The sequence below is a fragment of the Sinomicrobium halophytocola genome, assembly GCF_052983395.1.
This window is the reverse complement of sequence record NZ_JBRKIT010000027.1, coordinates 112,684-132,713: the sequence shown is the minus strand read 5'-3', so window position 1 is coordinate 132,713 and position 20,030 is coordinate 112,684. Positions and strand designations below refer to the sequence as shown.

Here is a 20,030-nt window from a genome sequence, read left to right as displayed (position 1 = left end):
AATTTTATTTGTGCAAAAATACATTTTTATTTTGAAAAATAAATTTTTAGATTTGCCTAAATTTTAATTTAAACAAGCAAAAAAAATAAAAATGCATATGCAATATAGTTGCATTAATGAAATCAAATATTACATTTGCATCTAAGTCGCATTTAAAATTAAGAATCGCTATGAAATTTCTTTACTTCCTATCTTTGTTATTGAGTATTAATATATCTTCGGCTACAGCTCATGGTGAGATCATTAAAGGTAAGGTGACTTACCAGGGGGCTCCCCTCAATTATGTCAGTGTCTTTCTGGACGGGACGGAAAAAGGTACCCAAACAGATGACGAAGGGAGATACGAACTTCGGGCTGTGCCTGGAAAATACACCATAGTGGTACAGACATTGGGCTATAAAACCATAAAAAAAGAGATCATTCTGAAAGAACACCAGGTACTTGCCCTGGACTTTGAATTACAGGAAGACGTACTCGGACTGGACCAGGTGGTGGTATCTGCTTCCAGGAACCAGCAAAACAGAAAAGAGGCGCCGGTAATTGTAAGTGTTACCAACGACAGGGTGCTACAGGCCACCCAAGCCATTTCCCTTTCCGAAGGACTTAACTTTCAGCCCGGACTCCGTATGGAAACCAATTGTCAGAACTGCGGGTATTCCCAGGTAAGGATCAATGGGCTCGGCGGGGCCTATTCACAGATACTCATAAACAGCAAGCCCGTTTTCAGTGCGCTTAACGGGGTTTACGGACTGGATCAGATACCAGCCAATATCATAGACCGCATCGAGGTGGTCCGCGGCGGTGGCTCTGCCCTCTATGGTTCCAATGCCATTGCCGGCACAATAAACATCATTACCAAAGAACCTATGGAAAACAGTTTTCAGATAGGTAGTAATCTTGCCTTCATTGAAGGCAAAACCCCGGACAGGGCAATCACCCTCAATGGTACGGTCCTGTCGGAAAACTATAAATCCGGGATAACCCTCTACGGCCTTTACAGGGACAGGGACCCACACGATGTGGACGGTGACGGTTTTACCGAAATCACCACCATGCAAAACCACACCTTTGGTTTTAACAGTTTTTACAAAACTTCGGAACGCAGTAAACTCTCACTCGATTTCTATACGATCAACGAATTCCGGAGAGGTGGTAATAACCTGTCCCTGCAACCATTCGAATCGGATATCACCGAACAGATAGCATCGGATGTGGTAAGTGGCGGGCTCACTTACGAAGCCTATAGCGCCGATCTCAAAGACAAGTTCTCTGCTTACGCCACTACCCAGCAATCAAAGAACAAGAATTTTTACGGCGGAAAGGGAGATACCATGGAAGAAAGCATAAAAGGCTATGGGCATTCCAAAGACGTTACCTGGGTCTTCGGTTCCCAGTACAGCAGGCATATGGATGCCTTTCTCGGTAGTGAAGGTACATTTACAGGGGGTTTTGAATATAAATATGACCAGACCGAAGATGCCAAACCCGGGCTCAATGCCTTTATCGAACAAACAGTGAGAATATACGGCTTCTACGCCCAGCAGGAATGGCAGATAAATCCGAAATTAAAACTCCTGGGGGGCCTACGGGCGGACTTCCACAACCTTACGGAAGAAACGGTGCACCTGAACCCCCGGGCCAATATATTGTACAGCCCGAGCAATAATTTACAGCTAAGGGCAAGTTATGCCAGAGGATTCCGGGCACAGCAATACTTTACGGAAGATCTGCATTCCACCCTCGCGGCAGGAGAAGTTTCTTTTGTTCGTTTCGCGCCCGACCTGAAACCGGAAACTTCACACAGCTTTCTTATTTCGGCGGACTGGAGCAAGTCTACCCTGAACAGCGACATCGGGTTGACGCTCGAAGGTTTTTTTACCCGTCTCAATGATCCCTTCGTCGTGGAACAAGCTACACCAGACGAACTGGATCAACTGGATATCGATGTAACCGACGGCCAGTTTATCTATATCAAAAAGAACAGTCCCGGCGCCGATATATACGGCCTCAATCTGGAGGCCAAATACGCCCCGAACGAAAAATGGATCATGCAACTCGGAGGTACCCTGCAATACTCGGCATATGATGAGCCCATAAACTGGTCCGAAGACGAAAATGCCATTACGGACAAAGCGGACCGGTTTTTTAAATCCCCGAACCTGTACGGTAATTTCGTTATCACCTATGCCCCGTTAAAAAAGTGGCAGAACAACTTTTCGGGGGTGTATACAGGTTCTATGTACGTACCACATATTGCAGGATATGTAGAAAATGACAGGCTGCAAAAAACCCCGGATTTTTTCGAACTCAACTTCAAAACTGGATACACCTTCGACCTGGACAATAATTTCCAGCTTCAACTCAGTGGTGGTATACAAAATCTCTTTAACAGTTATCAGGACGATTTTGACCGCGGACCGGATCGTGACGCGAATTATATTTACGGGCCATCCAGGCCCCGGACATTTTTTGTCTCGGTTAAGATAGGTACGGGTTTATTACCATAACAGCAGATCTTATTTCCGGAAATAAATTATACATACAGCCCGGGAGAACATATTAAATTATATTCAAAAGCCTTTTCAAATGTAATAAGCATGTTTCTCCCCGGGCTTTCTGAAATACAGATTTCATTACTTACAAAAATGCCTTATATTGTATCGTTTTACTAAGTATCTGTTAATTCAATTCACATCATGTTTAAAAATCCATTTTCGTTCGAAGGCCGGATCCGCCGTACAGAATACGGATTAAGTTATATTATTTATGGGGTCAGCGTCTTTGTAATTAATATCATAACAGCTATCATTGCAGGTAATTCGGAACCCGGTCTTGTCGGAATCATATCCCTTATACTGTTTTCTCCCATGATATATTTTATGCTTGCACAATCTGCCAAGCGATGTCATGACCGGGGATATAGCGGATGGTACCAGCTCATTCCCTTTTTCAATATCTATTTACTGTTTGCCGAAAGCAAATACGGGCCCAATCAATACGGTCCGAACCCGAAAGGCGAAGGTAATAATGACGAATTGGAAGAAATCGGGAAGACGGATATTGCCTAGTCAATGATTTTTTCTCCGGACATTCTTATCTTTAGTTTTCATAAACTACAACACCTGAAATATGCCTCAAACCGATATAGCTCTAAGCCGCCTGGAAAACCAGCACATTGCCGGGAAAAGATTTAAAACGGCAAAAGATGTGGTTAAATGGATGGGCGCTATGCAGGCCCAGGATCCGCAAATGATAAAATGGGCAGTGGGTATTCGCCTGCCGGGCACTACAGAAAATATTATTGAAGAAGCCATAAACCGGGGCGATCTCATACGCACACATCTGCTCCGCCCAACCTGGCACCTGGTAGCGGCAGAAGACCTGCGCTGGATATTAAAGCTCACTGCTCCTAATATCCGGACCTCTATGAGATCGAGAAACAAACAACTCGGACTTACGGAAGCTATTTTTCATAAAAGCAACCATGTATTGCAAAAAACACTCGAAACGGGAAAACACCTTTCCCGTCGGGAATTGGTTGCCGAATTACAAAATGCCGGTTTGCCCACAGACGACAACCGCTCTTCTCACTTGCTATTACATGCAGAACTGGAAGGCATTTTGTGCAGCGGCGGAATAAAGGACAAACAAATGACCTATGCCTTGCTGGACGAACGGGTCCCGGCATATGACGTACCGGACCGGGACGAATCTCTGGCCAAACTGGCCGAAATATATTTTACGAGCCATTGTCCCGCTACGGTACAGGATTTCATATGGTGGTCAGGTCTTTCGATTACCGACGCCAGGAAAGCAACAGAAATGATAAAATCCGGATTTTCGGCAGAAAAAATCGGAGACACGGAATATCTCTTTCCAATTGCGTTTTCCGGAAAAACAACCCATATGCACTCTATTCACGTTTTACCGGCATTTGATGAATTTCTTATCAGCTATAAAGACAGGAGCGCTTCCCTTCCGCCGAAACACCAGCACAAGGCGGTTTCCAACAACGGTATTTTCTGGCCGGTAATTACCCATAGAGGAAATGTTATAGGCACCTGGAAAAGAACTATAAAAAAAGATAAAGTAAAGATAGAACTAAATTACCTGATAAATCCCGGCAAGGAGATCAAAGTTAAAACAGAACAGGCATTTACTCAATATGCGGAATTCCTAGGTAAAGATATAGAATATTGAAACCCTTCCGGGCAGGTAAAACATCCGTCTATCTCAAGTCCCATACCTGAACACCATATTCTACACCTCGCGGCTCATGAGTTTTTTTCCGAACTCCAACAGTACTTGCTTTTTATCCTCTGTAATAGACAACGAAGCGATACTCTCAAAGGCTTTTTCCGTATATTGGCGGATCTCCTCACGGATAAGCCCGGTGGCTCCACTGGAAACAAATAGGTCTTTTACGGTTTTTACTTTTTCTTCCGTATCGGCAGGAGTAATATCATATAGGTTTCGCAACAAAACGGCATCTTCTTCATCCAGGTTTTCCAGGGCTTTCAGGTAGAGGAAGGTCTTTTTATTTTCCATAATGTCTCCCCCTATTTGTTTTCCGAAAGTTTCCGGGTCACCAAAAGCATCCAGATAATCATCCTGTAACTGAAAAGCCGTCCCCAGATGAAGGCCGAAATCATAGATAGCTTTCGCCTCCCTATCTTCCGCTCCCGCAATTAAAGCTCCCATTTTCATGGCCGCAGCCACCAGTACTGCTGTTTTATAACGAATCATCCGCAGGTATTCCGGGAGGGTAACGTCATTGCGCGTTTCAAAATCCACATCGTACTGTTGTCCTTCGCATACTTCTGCAGCGGTTTTGCTAAAAAGACGAATCAGTCTAGCCTGTAATACGGGTTCATACTCCTCAAAAAGAGTGTAACTCATCACCAGCATAACATCGCCCGATAATATTCCCGTATTTAAATCCCATTTTTCGTGTACGGAAGGCATCCCCCTGCGCAAGGGAGCATCATCCATAATATCGTCATGAACCAGGGTAAAATTGTGAAATACCTCTATAGCAAGGGCCGCATTCATGGCTTTCTTATAGTCTCCCCCGAAAATATCAGTTGCGAGCAGGGCTAATACCGGACGCAGACGTTTGCCGCCCACCTGCAGGATATAATGTATCGGCGCATACAGGCCTTCAGGCTCCTTCTTAAAAGGATACGTCTTTAAATATTCAAGAAATTCTTCCTGATACTGGGATATGGTATGCATAAATACAATTTTGGGCTAAAATACATTACCGCCCACAAAGAACAAAGCAATTTATAACTATTACCCCGGGTCATCTGTATTCTTCGAAAAAATTTTCTCTCATGACATAGGGCTGTCACCCGGAGGTACTTTCTTTGTCAAAACAAGAAGGGTAAAGCTTTTTAAATTAATGTAAACTTTGGAAACTTTTATTGTTTTTAAAGTTTCTTTAGCTATATTTGCCTTTAATTATGAAGGATAAAATCATTGAAAAGGCAACAGAAATGTTCTTAAACATTGGTTTTAAGAGCGTTACAATGGATGACATTTCTAACGAAATGGGAATTTCCAAGAAAACCGTGTATCAATTCTTTAAGAACAAATCTGATCTTGTGGAGCATTGCTGCAATCATATTCTCAACATCATATCAAAAGATATTGAAGAGGTAGAAAGCTGGAATTTAAACCCGATCGAAGAGATGTACGAAGCGCGAAAAATTATTTTGAGACGATTAAAGAACGAAAAGACATCACCGGTTTATCAGCTGGAAAAGTATTATCCGAAAATATACCTGTCCCTCAGAAAAGAAAGATTTGACATGATGGATGGTTGCCTGGTCAATAACCTGAAAAAAGGCATGGAACAAGGGTATTACAGGCAAGGTCTGGATGTGAAAGTGATTTCCCGGATTTATCACAACGCAGTAACCGGCCTTAAAGAAAAAGACCTGTTCGATTCGCAAGCCTACCCTGTTCCTTATCTGATGAATATTTTCCTGGAATACCATATCCGGGCCATTGCCACCTCAAAAGGGGTGGATACCCTGAATGGGATACTGGTAAAAGACCGGAATAAAAGTTCCATGGCGCCTCCATCTTCTCTAAACATTGAAGAAAATGGCCGTTAACCATATTTTCAAACATTAAAAAAGATAGCATTTCTTATGAAAAACATCCTCCCCCTGCTAGCCCTTCTGCTTTCGGTCAGTGTTATGGCACAGGAGAAACTCAGTTTTTCCCTGGATGAAGCAATAGCATTTGCCCTGGAAAACAACAGGACCGCCATGAATGCGGAAAACGATATAGAAATAGCCAAAAAGCAAAAGTGGGAAGCTACAGCTACGGGTCTTCCGCAAATAAGCATTACCGCAGATTACCAGAATAACCTGAAACAACAGGTGTCTCTTATCCCCGCAGAGATTTTTGGTGGTGAACCCGGAACATTCGAAGAAGTGATCTTCGGTACCAAGCACAATGTAAACACCCTGGCCACTCTGAGACAAAAAATATTCGACGGGTCTTATATCGTCGGGTTACAATCGGCCAAAGTATACCTGGAAATATCTAAAAACGCCAAGAAGAAAACAGATCTGGAAGTAAAAAAATCTGTTATCAATGCCTATGGCAATGTTCTTCTTACCGAAGAAAACATCCGTATCCTGGAAAGGAACAAAGAAGTCCTCGAAAAAAATGTTTACGAAACACAGAAGACTTACGAAAACGGTCTTGAAGAAGAAGAAAGTGTAGAGCAATTACAAATAACACTTGCGGGTGTGGAAAGTGATCTTCAGAACAGCGTCCGGCTGCGGGAAATTGCCTATAAAATGCTGAATATTACTTTGGGTGCTCCTATTGAAACGGACGTGACCCTTACGGATGACCTGGACAACCTGACCATTCAGAATACGGTTCCCGGGTTGGTGGAAGCGCAATTTAATATTGAAAATAATATCGACTATAAAATTGCGGATAACAATACAAAATCCCAGGAACTCCTGTTGAAAAATGAGAAGAGTAAAGGCCTGCCAACCCTTGAAGGTTATATAAACGGCGGATATCTCGGGTTTGGGAACAGTTTTGATTTTTTTAAGCGGGAACAGGAATGGTTTGGCAACTCTATGATGGGCCTTACTCTTAGCATCCCCGTATTCAGTTCTTTGGGAAGAAGCGCGGCTACGCAACGAATGAAGGTAGAACTCGAGAAAGCCAAGAATGACCTTAAGGAAACCGAGCAACAACTCCAACTGGAAATACAACAGGCAAAAAGCGATTACCAGTTTTCTCTTGAACAATACCAGACAAAGAAAAGAAACCTGGAGCTGGCCGAGCGTATAGAGCAAAAGAACCAGGTCAAATTTTCAGAAGGTATGGCATCGAGTTTTGACCTTAGGCAGGCACAAACCCAGCTGTACACTGCCCAACAGGATTACCTGCAATCCATGATAGATATCATTAACACCAAAACCGAACTGGAATTGGTATTGCACAATGCCAACGAATAAAAAGACAAACAGACACACCACAAAAAGTAATTATAAAGTGTCCATTAAAAAAATTTCAAGTCAATCGAAAAGATTATTCTTAATGAACATTCCTCCCGATCCCGATAGTTATCGGGACCATCGGGATGACCTAAGAAAAACAAATAAAAAATTAAACAGATGAAAGGATCATATATAGCAGTTCTAGGTATCGCTTTTCTTACTTCCTGCGGAGGTGGAGACGGGAAAAAATCGGTAGAGAGCATAATAGAAAACGGCTCCTTGGGCGAAATGAAAACCAAAAGAAGTGAATTGGTACAACAAAGAGACGAACTCTCCGGCCAGTTGACCAGACTGGACAATGCCATTTCGGAACTCGACACATTGCATAAGCTGGCACTTGTTTCTACCACAACGGTCAAAGACACCCTCTTTCATCATTATATAGAATTACAGGGAAGTGTCAACACCAAGCAGAACATTGTCATCAATGCGGAATACAGCGGTATACTTACCGAAGTGTATGTTCGTGAAGGACAGGACGTCAAAAAAGGACAATTACTGGCCAAAATAGATGACGGCGGCCTTTCCCAGCAACTGGCCCAGGCAGAAGTACAGGCCAACCTGGCCAGGACCACATACGAGCGTCAAAAACGTCTGTGGGACCAGAACATCGGTTCCGAAATACAGTTCCTCGATGCCCAGACCTCCTATAAAGCCCAGGAGAAGGCCATTGCACAACTAAAAGATCAGGTCGCAAAAACCAGGGTTATCGCTCCCTTTTCCGGTACTATTGATGACATCATTACCGATCAGGGTTCAGTAGTGGCTGCCGGGGCCCAACTTATGCGTATCGTTAGCCTGAATAACATGTATATAGAGGCTGAAGTACCGGAAAAATACCTGCCCAATATCTCCAAGGGAACCGATGTAAATATCCTTTTCCCCGTACTGAACAAAACCGTAGAATCCAAAGTGAGACAGGCCGGAAATTATATCAACCCAAATAACCGCTCTTTTAGAATTGAAGTGGGTGTCGCCAATACCGACGGAGATATAAAACCAAACCTGACAGCTAAACTAAAGGTTTATGATTACTTGAATGAAAAAGCCATACTGGTACCTCAAAGTGTCGTTTCCGAAAATGCCAACGGAGATCAATATGTTTATGTAGCGGAGAAAAACGGAAAAGAAGCCGAAGGGGTTGCCAAAAGGGTTATAATAAAAACCGGCAAGACCCAGGGCGACATTATAGAAGTGCTGGAAGGACTTTCCGCAGGAGACCACATCATCAACGAAGGGGCCAGAAGTGTGGAAGAAGGACAAGTAGTGAAGATTATTGAAGAGCATTGACATTTGTCCGGAAGTCCTGCCATTTCACATGGACCACATGACGTAATGATGGGATTGGGGATTTGATTTTAAACATATAATATCCAAAAAGTAATCTTACCTGTACAACAGGTATAAACTCCCAGACCAATGGATGACAAAAAGACAAACAAAGAATTTGCCATGTCCTCATGGGCGATCAACAACAGGACAATCATATATGTTATTATCGCCATTTTCTTTTTCGTGGGGCTATCGGCATATTATAATATGCCAAGGGAAAGTTTTCCCGAGGTAAAGGAAACCAAAATATACATCAGCTCGCTATATCCCGGTAATACGGCAGAAGATATAGAGAAACTCATCACGGACCCGCTTGAAAAAGAATTGCGAAACGTGAGCAACGTTGTGGAGATCACTTCCACTTCACAGGAAGACTATTCCATGATCATCGTAGAGTTTGATGAAGATATAGAAGTGGATGTCGCCAAACAAAAGGTAAAGGATAAAGTAGATTCGGAGAAGGCCGATGAGGACTGGCCGACGTTTAACGGGGCCAAGGTAGAACCTAACGTTTTTGACCTCAACTTCTCAGAGGAAGTCCCCATATTAAATGTAAACATTAAGGGAGACTACCCGGTAGAAAAGCTGAAAGACTTTGCAGAATATCTTCAGGATGAAATAGAAACACTCCAGGAGATCAAGCAAGCGGACATCCGGGGAGCGCAAGACAAAGAAGTGGAAGTCGCCGTAGACATCTATAAAATGACCGCGGCCAAAGTGAGCTTTGACGATGTTATAAGTGCTATCAACAACGGGAATGCCACTATTTCCGGGGGGAACCTCATCTCCAGCGGACAACGCAGGACCATACGGGTACTCGGCGAAATCGAAGACCCTAAAGAATTGCTGAATTTTGTGGTAAAATCGGAAGACGGCGCTGTTTACCTCAAAGATATAGCTGAAGTTTCTTTTAAAGAAGAGGACAAGACCACCTACGCAAGAGAGTTCGGTGAAAACGTGGTAATGCTGGACGTTAAAAAAAGGGCAGGTAAAAACCTGATCGACGCCACAGACGGGTTATACAAGATCGTGGAGGATACACAGCAGAATTATCTCCCTAAAGATGTAAAACTGTCCATTACAAACGATCAGTCCACACAGACCCTCAACCAAGTAGACGACCTGGTTAACAACATCATCTTCGGGGTGATCCTCGTTGTAGGGGTTTTGATGTTCTTCTTAGGTTTCAGGAATGCTCTTTTTGTAGGATTTGCCATTCCCATGTCTATGCTCATTTCTTTTATGGTAGCACAAATCCTGGGCTTTACCATGAACACCATGGTGCTCTTTGCCCTGGTTATGGGACTGGGAATGCTTGTGGATAACGGAATTGTACTGGTGGAAAATGTCTACCGGCTTATGGAGGAGGAAGGTATGAACCGTATAGAAGCTGCGAAAAAAGGTATCGGTGAAATAGCCCTTCCTATTATAGTGTCTACAGCCACCACGGTTGCCGCATTTATTCCGTTAGGTATGTGGCCCGGTGTTATGGGAGAATTTATGAAGTACTTTCCGATGACATTATCTATTGTACTGGGTTCCTCTCTTTTTGTGGCTATCTTTATGAACTCCATGCTGGTATCCAACTTTATGGAAATCACAAACCGTGTACTTACCAGAAAAGAGCTTATTCGTCTCTCTATTATACTGGGGGTTCTGGGAATACCGATGATGTTTATAGGTGGTGCTGCAAGAGGAATCGGAACTTTGATGGTTGTAACGGCTATTATGTTCTGGACGTATAAATATCTTATCAAAGGACTGGCCAATCGTTTTCAACGCACCTTCCTCGTCTGGCTGGAAAATAAGTACAAATCCTTCTTGTCCTTTTCTCTCAAAGGCAGGTGGCCATATATTTTTGTAGGTGGCACCATTCTTTTACTGTTCCTTTCCTTTGTATTGGTAGGGATAGCTAGTCCTAAAGTGGAGTTTTTCCCGGACAATAAGCCCAACCAGATCATAGTTTACATAGAATATCCGCAGGGAACGGATATAGAAAAGACCAATACTGTTACCAAAAAAATAGAACAGGATGTGTACGGCGTCTTAAACAATCCGAAGTTTATGGATGACGGATATAACTACATGGTAGAATCTGCCGTATCACAGGTAGGTGAAGGTGCGGGAAACCCGGAAACGGATGGGGGTTCTTCTGCCGAGATGCCACACAAAGGAAAGATTACCGTAACACTGAGGGAGTTTAAGTATCGGAGAGGACAAGACAGCGAAGAACTGCGAAAAGAAGTCCAGGAAGAATTGGCCGGAAGATACCCGGGGGTTATTATTTCTGTTGAAAAAGATGCTGTCGGGCCCCCGGCCGGATACCCTATTAACATAGAAATAAAAGGAGAAGACTATGACGAGCTGGTTCAAACCGCCGAACATATGCGCGATTTTATCAACGATATAAATATCAGCGGTATTGAAGAACTGAAAATAGATGTAAACCGTAACAAACCGGTAATGGAAGTTACGGTAGACAGGGAAAAGGCAGGAGAACTCGGAGTATCTGCCGGACAGGTTGGCACACAGATCCGGAGGGCATTATTCGGTGAAAAGGCCGGGGTATACAAGAATGCCGGAGAAGATTATGACATCAATATAAGGTTCAATGAAGAAAACCGGTACAACACCAGTGCTTTGTTTAACCAAAAGGTCACCTTCAGGGATGCGGCTTCGGGTCAATTAAAGGAAATTCCGATAGCTGCGGTAGTAACCCGAAGGAATACGGCTTCTTTTAGTGCCATCAAACACCGGAACCTAAAACGTCTGGTTACGGTCTACTCTGCCATACTCCCAGGTTACAATGGCAATGAAATTGTTACCCAGCTAAAATCGGAGTTGAAAAACTTCAATATAGAAAATAAAAACACCACCTATGCTTTTACCGGGGAAATGGAAGAGCAGGAAGAAAATATGACATTCCTTATGGGAGCGCTTGCTTCCGGGCTCGGGCTTATTATGTTGTTACTGATCTTCCAGTTTAGCTCCATATCCAAACCCACAATTATTATGCTGGCTATTTTCCTCAGTTTTATCGGGGTACTTCTGGGACTTATAATATTTAACATGACCTTTGTGATCATTATGACGATGATGGGTATTATTTCCCTTGCCGGTATTGTGGTGAACAACGGGGTGGTATTGCTGGATTATACACAGTTACTCATTGACAGGAAAAAAGAAGACCTGCAAATGGAAGAAGACAGTATGTTGTCTAAGGACGACCTGGTAGAAGCCATTGTTGTAGGCGGAAAATCCCGTTTGAGACCGGTTATACTAACGGCCATTACCACGGTATTGGGGCTTATTCCCCTGGCCATAGGACTCAATATCGACTTCTTCTCCCTGTTTTCGAACTGGGATCCGAAGATATACATTGGCGGGGACAATGTTATTTTTTGGGGACCTCTGGCATGGACCGTGATCTTCGGACTTACATTTGCTACCTTCCTCACGCTTGTTATTGTTCCTGTAACTTTCTATCTCGTAACTTTGCTCAAAATGTGGTTGCGCAACAGAGGAAACAAATCTGGCGGTAACGAAGAAGGAAGTGATAATGGAAATAACAATACAATAACTGATACGGACCCGGCACTATCGTAGTCACATCTTATCGTATCACCAGAAAGCAGAAGGAGGTTGTTCAAAAGACAACCTCCTTCTGCTTTTGCATGATATCTTTTTTAGTATCCGGAGGGCAAAAGTTGCAGCGTTTTTTACTTGGTAATTCTAAGTCGGTTCAATACAATGATCCTATCTCACACTGAAAAATAACTGGTTTCTGCATTGCTATCAATATTATCTATCCTTCTTACTTAATCCGCAACCCCTGGGTCTGGTTCATTTTTATCTTAACCCGGTAACAAGCCAAGCCCGCCAAAAAAAAGACCGCCTGAAAGCTTTTCAGGCGGTCTTTTTACTTTTCTGTATGATTTTTATCTGTTCAATACCACTGGCCTTGCGTCACCCCATTTCGTAACGCTTACTATTTGACTGTTTTCAAAATTCACTTCATTCAGGTTATCTGGGGTCCAGAAGAACCATTTCCCTACCTTTTTTCCGTTTTCATAAGTCCCGGAAGCGATCTTTTTCCCCTCCGTGTTATAGGCTTTCCAGTCGCCGTGTGGTTTACCATCCTTATAAAATCCTGCCTGGGCTATCTCCCCGTTATCGTGGAAAAATGTAGCTTTCACAAGATCTCCCTCTTTCTCCAGTATGGGTTTTACAGTCGGCTCCTGGGCAAACAGAAACCCGGATAATAAAAAGGCTGCTATTAATGTTATATTTTTCATGTCTATGTTTTTTTAAATGGATTTACTTTTTCTCTTCGCTCTATAACAAAGATAACTAAAATTTTACATTAAAAAAACATTTACATAACATTAAATTAACATTAAAACAGATAATCGCTTTATTTCAGCATTTTACAATTACTCATTCTCCGTTAACGGAACCGGTAATTGATTAAAAATCCTATCGCCTTCTCTATCTACAGATAAAGTATTGGACAGTCCTAATCGTTTCAGGTCAAACATTCTGTGGTTTTCACACCAAAGGGAATACCTTCTTTGCTTTAGCATTTCTTCTGTTAAAGCCTCCTCCGTTAATGCCCCGGAATAGTCGGGTAAATTTGCCGAATTGCGTATAATATTCAATGCTGTTTCGGCCTCACTGTAATTCTCCAGGCCAATGTTCACTTCTGCATAAACCAGGATAAGTTCTTCATTCCGGATAATGTCTATGGGTGATATATTGGTTTCGTATAATTCTGTCTGGTGTGTTCCGTTCAGCCCGTCTTGTGAAGTGGGATTCTCTCTTTCACTTGTTTTACTACTTACCCTGGAATCTCCCGGCTCAGCATCTTCCATCCAGCTATTGTGCACTATAATCTGATCGCCGTTCTGATCGGTTATTTTAAACAGGTCATTAGTAGCGTCTCCACTACTTAAACTGTATACATGCTTAGGCCCCACATCCAGGTTTCCGCCAAGATCGAAATAGGAATCATTCAACGAAACCATAGCTGCGTTAAAATCACCGGCATAAAGGGCTGCTATCGCCGCTACTGCACGATTGAACTCTGCAAAAGTGTCCGGGGTATCAAATCCTTCAAAACCTGCACTTAATCCGAAAGCAAAGCTACTTCCGGCATTATTGATGTCGGCAAGGCCTTCTTCCAGCATATTCCTGACTTCTGCCAGTGCGCTATCAAAATCCAGTACAGGTCCCGGATTATCAGGATCGCTTACATCTATTCTTGCCACACCATATGATTTCAAGATTTCCAGGAGCTCATAAGCAATCATTGTTTTAGCAAAGCCTATGTAGCCCTGTCGCTCTGCCTCGGTTACGGTTTCCGTATTATTTACAGATTCCACCAGTATATTGGCATTTTTTATTGCCCTGTACCTGGCGGACCACGGAGCGGTCGTATAGAAAGAGTTATTATCCAGGTTAGCACCATTCTTCCCTAGGAGGTCTCCGGTATTCCTGGGATCCGCATTAAACAAATACAGTTCCCGTGCCATGGTTCCGGAACCTGTAGTCTGAATCGGCAGGGAATTTCTTAAACCTGCTTCTACTCCTACCACTAAAATATTTAGCTGCCGGATAGTAGCATCTCTTAAAAATTCATCCACTATAGGATTATTCGGGTCCGTCTGTTCTTCAAAAGAACATGAGCCGGTAAATAACGCCAGGACCAGTATTGCGGCCAGGAGGTTTTTATTTGTTATGTTTTTTATCGGTATCATTTCTTTCTATATTAAAAATTCACATTAAGATGAAAATAAAATTGTTTAGAGCTCGGAAAAGGAGCCACTTCCAAACCACTGGACAGGCCGGCGCCACCGTTCACAGAGGTTTCCGGGTCATAGCTACTGTAATCTGTAACGGTAAATAAATTCCTGGCGGAAACCCCTAATTTTATGCTGCTTATCGCTTTATCCAGCAGGGATAATTTTTCTCCGGGAATGGTATAATACAGTGCTATTTCGCGCAGACGTAGATAACCTGCAGGTTCTATAAACCGGGGTGCTATGGCCCCCATACTTATTCTTTCCTGCCCCGAAGGCGAATCCAAATCCGGAGTAACTCTTCCCAGGTCCGAAAGATATTTGGAAAGGTTTAGGTTTTCCCCTCCTTGTTTCCAATGCAGGAGAAAGGAAAAATTCCATTGTTTATATGCTAACTGATTGGTAAACGACATCTGGAAATCCGGTTCCACATTTCCTACCTGTGTCGGAGCTCCGTCTACATTACCTACCAACTGGGTTACCGGCTTTCCTTCTTCTATATAAAAGGATCCCAGCCCCAGGCCAAAACCGGCGCCGGACAATGGAAATGCGGGAACTCCCAGCCGGGTAACTTCCGAACGGTTTAACCAAAACTGAACTCCTGTGTCCCAGCTAAAATCCGTAGTTCGGAAAATATCCGACCGCAAAGCCACTTCTACTCCCTGGTTTACCAAATCGGCCAAATTGGTAGTTTCCGTACTGAATCCGGAGGAGGTTGGCAAAGCCCTGGTCAGCAACAAATCCCGGACCTTCCTGTTATAGTAAGTTACTTCAATATTTACTTTGTTTGCTATTTGGGTATCGAAACCAACTTCAAACTCTGCTGACGTTTCAGGCTTAATGTTCGGGTCTCCTTTTAAGGGTGCTATGGTAAGCCCCCCGTTTCCTCCTATGGATATCGGGTTAAGACTGATAAATGTAGACCCGAAAGCGGCTGAAGACCCGGTTTCTCCGTAAGCTGCCCTGAGCTTTAACTGGCTAAACAGTGCGGAAGAGCTCCAGAAATCAAAATTATGAAGGTTGACCGCCATGGAGGCTTTGGGAAAACCATAAAACTTGTTGACATCTCCGTTAAGTGTCGATTTATCCAATCTATATCCGAATGTTGCGATAAACATGTCTTTGTAATTTCCTTCTGTCTGAAAGAAGTAACCGAATTCTTTTACTGTGGATTTGGTTTGGGTTATGGCCTGGGCTGTTCCGTGTGTCAACACGGTTTGGCCGGGTGTCAACTGCGTTGCCTGGTTATATACTATATCTGCTTGCTGTTCCAGGTAGGTGATCCCTGCCTGGGTGGTGATCCCCAGGTCTCCGTTCATGGCATCGTGATTCCAGACAGCTACTCCCTGAAAATTGTAATTGGTAAAATTATTTTTCCCCACTCCTATAAATCCGTTTTGGCCACCTCGTTGTGCCTGGTGTGTTTCCGGAACATATACGTTAGTTTCATTAGCCAGAAAATCAACTCCACCATTCAAAATCATCCGTACTCTATCCGCATTTCCATTATACAGATTTGTCGTAACCTTCAAAGCCTGAATAAACCTGTTGTTTTTATCTTCATTGGACGCTTTGTCTCTGACAAATACCGGGTTTCCGGCAGCATTAGGGTTATCGGGATAGTTCCCTTCTTCGTCCGGAAAAAGATTTATCCAGGGGCGGGTAAAAGACATATTATAGCCGTAGCTCAATCCGCCGTCATTCTCGTTCCCGGTAAAACTACGGCTGGAACTACTCCTTATATAGTTGGAGGAGGATGAAATACTGAATATTTTTGAAATCTGGTGATCGATATTCGTTCTCAGGGAAAATCTTTCGAACCCGGTTCGTTTAATAATCCCGTCTTCATCCCTGTATGATGTTCCTATGTAGAAATTTGTTTTTTCATTTCCTCCGCTGGCGCTAAGCCTGGTATCACTGATCAATCCCTGTTCTCCGTAAATTACATCTTCATAATCAAAAAGGCCTGTTGTAGCTATTGCATTTTCATATAATGACCTTTCCGATGCTCCGAAAACTTCTTCTACCTTCTGTGCTGTCCAGTTGCGCATGCCAAGTTTTTTGATGATAGTATTGAAACCCGTATCCTGGCTGAGCTGGATCTTTGTTTTACCGGATTTTCCTCTCTTGGTTGTTATAATAACCACCCCGGCATTGGCACGGGTTCCGTAAATCGCCGCGGCGGAAGCTCCTTTTAACACTTCTATATTTTCTATATCGTTAGGGTCGAGATCGGCTATTCTGTTTGATGAGTTCTCTTCGTTACCCTGGTTAGCCCCTGAGGCGAAACGCAAACCGGAAGGTATTTCGGCATTGTTGATATAAACTCCATCTACGATATAAAGAGGCTGGTTATTCCCGATAATGGATGAAATACCCCGTAACCTGAGTGCAATTCCTCCCCCGGGGGCACCGGAAGAAGAGGTTATGTTAACCCCGGTAAGTTTTCCGTATAAAGCACCATCGAGAGTGGTCTGCGCCGTAGTCCCGACAAGTTCTTCGGAAGACACGGTAGAGACGGCATTGGCAAGGTTACTTCGCTTTATGGAAGTTCCGAGTCCTGTAACCACTACTTCTTCCAGTCCCATAACATCTTCTTCCATCTCCACATGTATCTCGGTAGATCCGGTAACTTCCTGTTCCCTGGCCTTATACCCCAAACTGGAAAAAACAAGTGTGGCCGGAAAGGCATTAACACTTATTTGAAAATTCCCGTCAAAATCGGTCACCGTTCCGGTAGTTGTTCCTTTAACAACGACATTTACCCCGGGCAGTGGTAGTCCCGAACCGGTCTCCCTGACCGTTCCGCTTATTTCGCCCTGTGCCATGACTCCTATTGGGGTAAGAACCATGGTCCACAAGAAAAATAGTTTCCATAATGTTGGTTTCATAATGTTGTTTTTTAAATTACACAACAACAAATTAATAAAAAATTAACATTAAATATAACAACTATTAAATATTATAGTTAACAATATTAAATAAACGTATTCAAGACACATTTGTATTACGTATAAAAATCAATGCATCCGGCCTTTCCGTAAGCAGATATCTTCTTACATTTGCAATCCGGTTTCCGGATAAGAGAAAAAAGACGGGAAAGTTGATTATTCCATGCATGTCAGCTACCTCCTCCGGAACGGGATGAAGAGACACTAATTAACTCATAGACAATGTACAGAAGTCATACTTGCGGAGAACTGCGGAATTCTCATGTAAACCATGAAGTTACCCTTGCCGGATGGGTCCAGAAAACACGCGATAAGGGATTTATGATATGGATAGATATCCGCGATCGTTACGGCATAACCCAGCTTATCTTTGATGAAGAGCGAACCCCGAAAGATGTTTTTGACAAAGCAAAGACCCTGGGCAGGGAATTCGTTATACAGGTTACGGGTACGGTGATCGAAAGAGAATCTATAAACAAGAACATCCCTACGGGAGATATTGAAATCCTGGTAAGCGACCTGAACATTCTGAACACAGCTACCCTGCCGCCTTTTACTATTGAGGATAACACGGACGGGGGCGAGGATATCCGCATGAAGTACCGTTACCTGGATATCCGGAGAAACCCGGTAAAGGATAAACTTATTTTCCGCCATAAGGTGGCCATGCAGGTACGGAATTACCTTTCCGGGCAGGGTTTTATTGAGGTGGAAACCCCATACCTCATTAAGTCCACTCCCGAAGGGGCGCGTGACTTTGTAGTGCCATCCCGCATGAACGAGGGACAATTCTATGCACTCCCGCAATCACCGCAGACTTTCAAGCAATTGCTTATGGTTGGCGGTATGGATAGGTATTTCCAAATTGTAAAGTGTTTCCGGGATGAAGATTTACGGGCAGACCGGCAGCCTGAATTTACGCAGATAGACTGTGAAATGACCTTTGTGGAGCAGGAAGACATCCTCCAGGTCTTTGAAAACCTGACGAGGTACCTTTTAAAGGAAATAAAAGGTGTGGATGTAGATACCTTCCCGCGAATGTCTTATACCGAAGCCATGCGAAAGTACGGTAATGACAAACCGGATATCCGTTTCGGGATGGAGTTCGGGGAACTCAACGAGCTTGCCAAGGGAAAAGGCTTCAATGTTTTTGACGCCCAGGAACTGGTAGCGGGGATTGCCGTTCCGGATGCTGCGGAATATACACGAAAGCAGATCGATGCCCTGATAGACTGGGTAAAACGTCCGCAGATCGGGGCTAACGGCCTGGTTTGGGTTAAATATAATGCCGATGGTTCTTTTAAATCTTCGGTAGATAAGTTCTATAGTGAAGCGGACCTGTTGCAATGGGCAGAGGCTACGGGGGCGAAACCGGGAGACCTTATCCTGGTTATGGCTGGACAAACGGACAAGACAAGGACACAGTTAAGTGCGCTTCGTATGGAAATGGCCGAGCGTCTCGGCCTTCGTAAACCGGATGAGTTCGCACCGCTGTGGGTTGTGGATTTCCCGTTATTGGAATGGGATGAGGAAACCGGGCGTTACCATGCCATGCACCACCCGTTCACTTCTCCGAAACCGGAAGATATAACACTGCTCGACACAGATCCGGGAAAGGCAAGGGCCAATGCTTATGACCTTGTTCTCAACGGAAATGAAATTGGAGGTGGTTCGGTACGTATCCACGATGCGGCATTACAAAGCAGGATGTTCGAGTTGCTTGGCTTTACCAAAGAACAGGCAGAAGCACAATTCGGGTTCCTGATGAATGCTTTCCAGTACGGGGCACCTCCGCATGCCGGGATTGCTTTCGGATTTGACCGATTGGTGGCCATACTGGGCGGACAGGAGATCATACGCGATTTTATAGCATTCCCGAAAAACAACGCGGGAAGGGACGTGATGATCAATGCGCCCGCACCGATAGACCAGGAACAACTGGACGAACTGAACCTGGTGATCAAATCCGGATCTTAAACCCCCGGAAAACAGGAAGTCACGAAATTCCGGATATGATATTCAGGATTTTATTCTATATTTGCACTTATTTAGAATTAATTTAAAGTAGCAGATGCAGAGTTACAGAGAAGATGCCGCAGGAACGCACTTTAGCAATACGGAACTTGCCCTACTTTGCCATATGGAATGTGGCAAAAAGAAAAAGAAGTGCTGCAAGAAGTATAAGAAGAAGGGCAAAATACATTGCAAAAATTGTCCGAAATTATAGTTTAAAGAAACGAATCCCGTTCAGGTACAGACCGAACGGGATTTTTTTGTTAGTTTGGGAGTGCATTAGTTTGGGAGTTGATGAGCTCGGAGTTGGTTCGTGGGTTATTTCGCAGCAATACGGGAAAACGGGCTTTTCCGGGTACACAATGAGATGATTATGCGGAAATAACTCAGAACTACTA

General features: G+C 43.6%; 12 protein-coding genes. 8 read left to right on the top strand and 4 right to left on the bottom strand.

Annotated features, from left to right (window positions below; all coding sequences use genetic code 11):
• Positions 1–170: 170 nt before the first annotated feature.
• From ACVBDY_RS10825 to ACVBDY_RS10815, 3 genes are all read left to right on the top strand, one after another.
• Positions 171–2,507 (top strand): TonB-dependent receptor, encoded by a 2,337-nt coding sequence (locus ACVBDY_RS10825; RefSeq protein ID WP_447175499.1) that lies wholly within the window; start codon positions 171–173, stop codon positions 2,505–2,507.
• 189 nt (positions 2,508–2,696) lie between these two features.
• Positions 2,697–3,068, top strand: coding sequence for a DUF805 domain-containing protein (locus ACVBDY_RS10820; RefSeq protein ID WP_447175498.1), 372 nt, complete (start codon positions 2,697–2,699; stop codon positions 3,066–3,068).
• Positions 3,069–3,129: 61 nt separating this feature from the next.
• The gene (locus tag ACVBDY_RS10815) at positions 3,130–4,200 is read left to right on the top strand and encodes a winged helix DNA-binding domain-containing protein (protein WP_447175497.1); all 1,071 of its coding nucleotides are present in this window, start codon (positions 3,130–3,132) and stop codon (positions 4,198–4,200) included.
• A 60-nt stretch (positions 4,201–4,260) separates the two neighbouring features.
• Here ACVBDY_RS10815 and ACVBDY_RS10810 read toward each other — a convergent pair whose 3' ends face one another.
• Positions 4,261–5,235 (bottom strand): polyprenyl synthetase family protein, encoded by a 975-nt coding sequence (locus ACVBDY_RS10810; protein ID WP_447175496.1) that lies wholly within the window; start codon positions 5,233–5,235, stop codon positions 4,261–4,263.
• A gap of 296 nt (positions 5,236–5,531) precedes the next feature.
• On the opposite strand from ACVBDY_RS10810, the gene ACVBDY_RS10805 reads away from it, so the two are divergent.
• The 4 genes from ACVBDY_RS10805 (at position 5,532) to ACVBDY_RS10790 (ending at position 12,476) form a co-directional block, all read left to right on the top strand.
• Complete coding sequence (locus ACVBDY_RS10805) at positions 5,532–6,122, top strand: TetR/AcrR family transcriptional regulator (RefSeq protein ID WP_447175495.1); 591 nt, start codon at positions 5,532–5,534, stop codon at positions 6,120–6,122.
• Between the two features lie 36 nt (positions 6,123–6,158).
• Positions 6,159–7,496, top strand: coding sequence for a TolC family protein (locus ACVBDY_RS10800; protein ID WP_447175494.1), 1,338 nt, complete (start codon positions 6,159–6,161; stop codon positions 7,494–7,496).
• Positions 7,497–7,655: 159 nt separating this feature from the next.
• Positions 7,656–8,828 (top strand): efflux RND transporter periplasmic adaptor subunit, encoded by a 1,173-nt coding sequence (locus tag ACVBDY_RS10795; protein ID WP_447175493.1) that lies wholly within the window; start codon positions 7,656–7,658, stop codon positions 8,826–8,828.
• Between the two features lie 129 nt (positions 8,829–8,957).
• Complete coding sequence (locus tag ACVBDY_RS10790; protein WP_447175492.1) at positions 8,958–12,476, top strand: efflux RND transporter permease subunit; 3,519 nt, start codon at positions 8,958–8,960, stop codon at positions 12,474–12,476.
• 332 nt (positions 12,477–12,808) lie between these two features.
• Here ACVBDY_RS10790 and ACVBDY_RS10785 read toward each other — a convergent pair whose 3' ends face one another.
• The 3 genes from ACVBDY_RS10785 to ACVBDY_RS10775 form a co-directional block, all read right to left on the bottom strand.
• On the bottom strand, positions 12,809–13,165 hold the full coding sequence (locus ACVBDY_RS10785) for a toxin-antitoxin system YwqK family antitoxin (RefSeq protein WP_447175491.1): 357 nt from the start codon (positions 13,163–13,165) through the stop codon (positions 12,809–12,811).
• 138 nt (positions 13,166–13,303) lie between these two features.
• Positions 13,304–14,626 (bottom strand): RagB/SusD family nutrient uptake outer membrane protein, encoded by a 1,323-nt coding sequence (locus ACVBDY_RS10780; protein WP_447175490.1) that lies wholly within the window; start codon positions 14,624–14,626, stop codon positions 13,304–13,306.
• 11 nt (positions 14,627–14,637) lie between these two features.
• Positions 14,638–17,559, bottom strand: coding sequence for a SusC/RagA family TonB-linked outer membrane protein (locus ACVBDY_RS10775; protein WP_447175489.1), 2,922 nt, complete (start codon positions 17,557–17,559; stop codon positions 14,638–14,640).
• 282 nt (positions 17,560–17,841) lie between these two features.
• Between ACVBDY_RS10775 and aspS the strand changes: the two genes are divergently transcribed.
• Positions 17,842–19,596: an aspartate--tRNA ligase gene (gene aspS, locus ACVBDY_RS10770; protein ID WP_447175488.1), complete on the top strand. Its 1,755-nt coding sequence runs from the start codon at positions 17,842–17,844 to the stop codon at positions 19,594–19,596.
• The last annotated feature ends 434 nt before the right edge of the window (positions 19,597–20,030 follow it).

Bases quoted from the DNA above. Each gene is read 5' to 3' on its own strand.
- ACVBDY_RS10825 (WP_447175499.1), top strand. From the start codon at position 171: ATGAAATTTCTTTACTTCCTATCTTTGTTATTGAGTATTAATATATCT.
- ACVBDY_RS10820 (WP_447175498.1), top strand. From the start codon at position 2,697: ATGTTTAAAAATCCATTTTCGTTCGAAGGCCGGATCCGCCGTACAGAA.
- ACVBDY_RS10815 (WP_447175497.1), top strand. From the start codon at position 3,130: ATGCCTCAAACCGATATAGCTCTAAGCCGCCTGGAAAACCAGCACATT.
- ACVBDY_RS10810 (WP_447175496.1), bottom strand. From the start codon at position 5,235: ATGCATACCATATCCCAGTATCAGGAAGAATTTCTTGAATATTTAAAG.
- ACVBDY_RS10805 (WP_447175495.1), top strand. From the start codon at position 5,532: ATGGATGACATTTCTAACGAAATGGGAATTTCCAAGAAAACCGTGTAT.
- ACVBDY_RS10800 (WP_447175494.1), top strand. From the start codon at position 6,159: ATGAAAAACATCCTCCCCCTGCTAGCCCTTCTGCTTTCGGTCAGTGTT.
- ACVBDY_RS10795 (WP_447175493.1), top strand. From the start codon at position 7,656: ATGAAAGGATCATATATAGCAGTTCTAGGTATCGCTTTTCTTACTTCC.
- ACVBDY_RS10790 (WP_447175492.1), top strand. From the start codon at position 8,958: ATGGATGACAAAAAGACAAACAAAGAATTTGCCATGTCCTCATGGGCG.
- ACVBDY_RS10785 (WP_447175491.1), bottom strand. From the start codon at position 13,165: ATGAAAAATATAACATTAATAGCAGCCTTTTTATTATCCGGGTTTCTG.
- ACVBDY_RS10780 (WP_447175490.1), bottom strand. From the start codon at position 14,626: ATGATACCGATAAAAAACATAACAAATAAAAACCTCCTGGCCGCAATA.
- ACVBDY_RS10775 (WP_447175489.1), bottom strand. From the start codon at position 17,559: ATGAAACCAACATTATGGAAACTATTTTTCTTGTGGACCATGGTTCTT.
- aspS (WP_447175488.1), top strand. From the start codon at position 17,842: ATGTACAGAAGTCATACTTGCGGAGAACTGCGGAATTCTCATGTAAAC.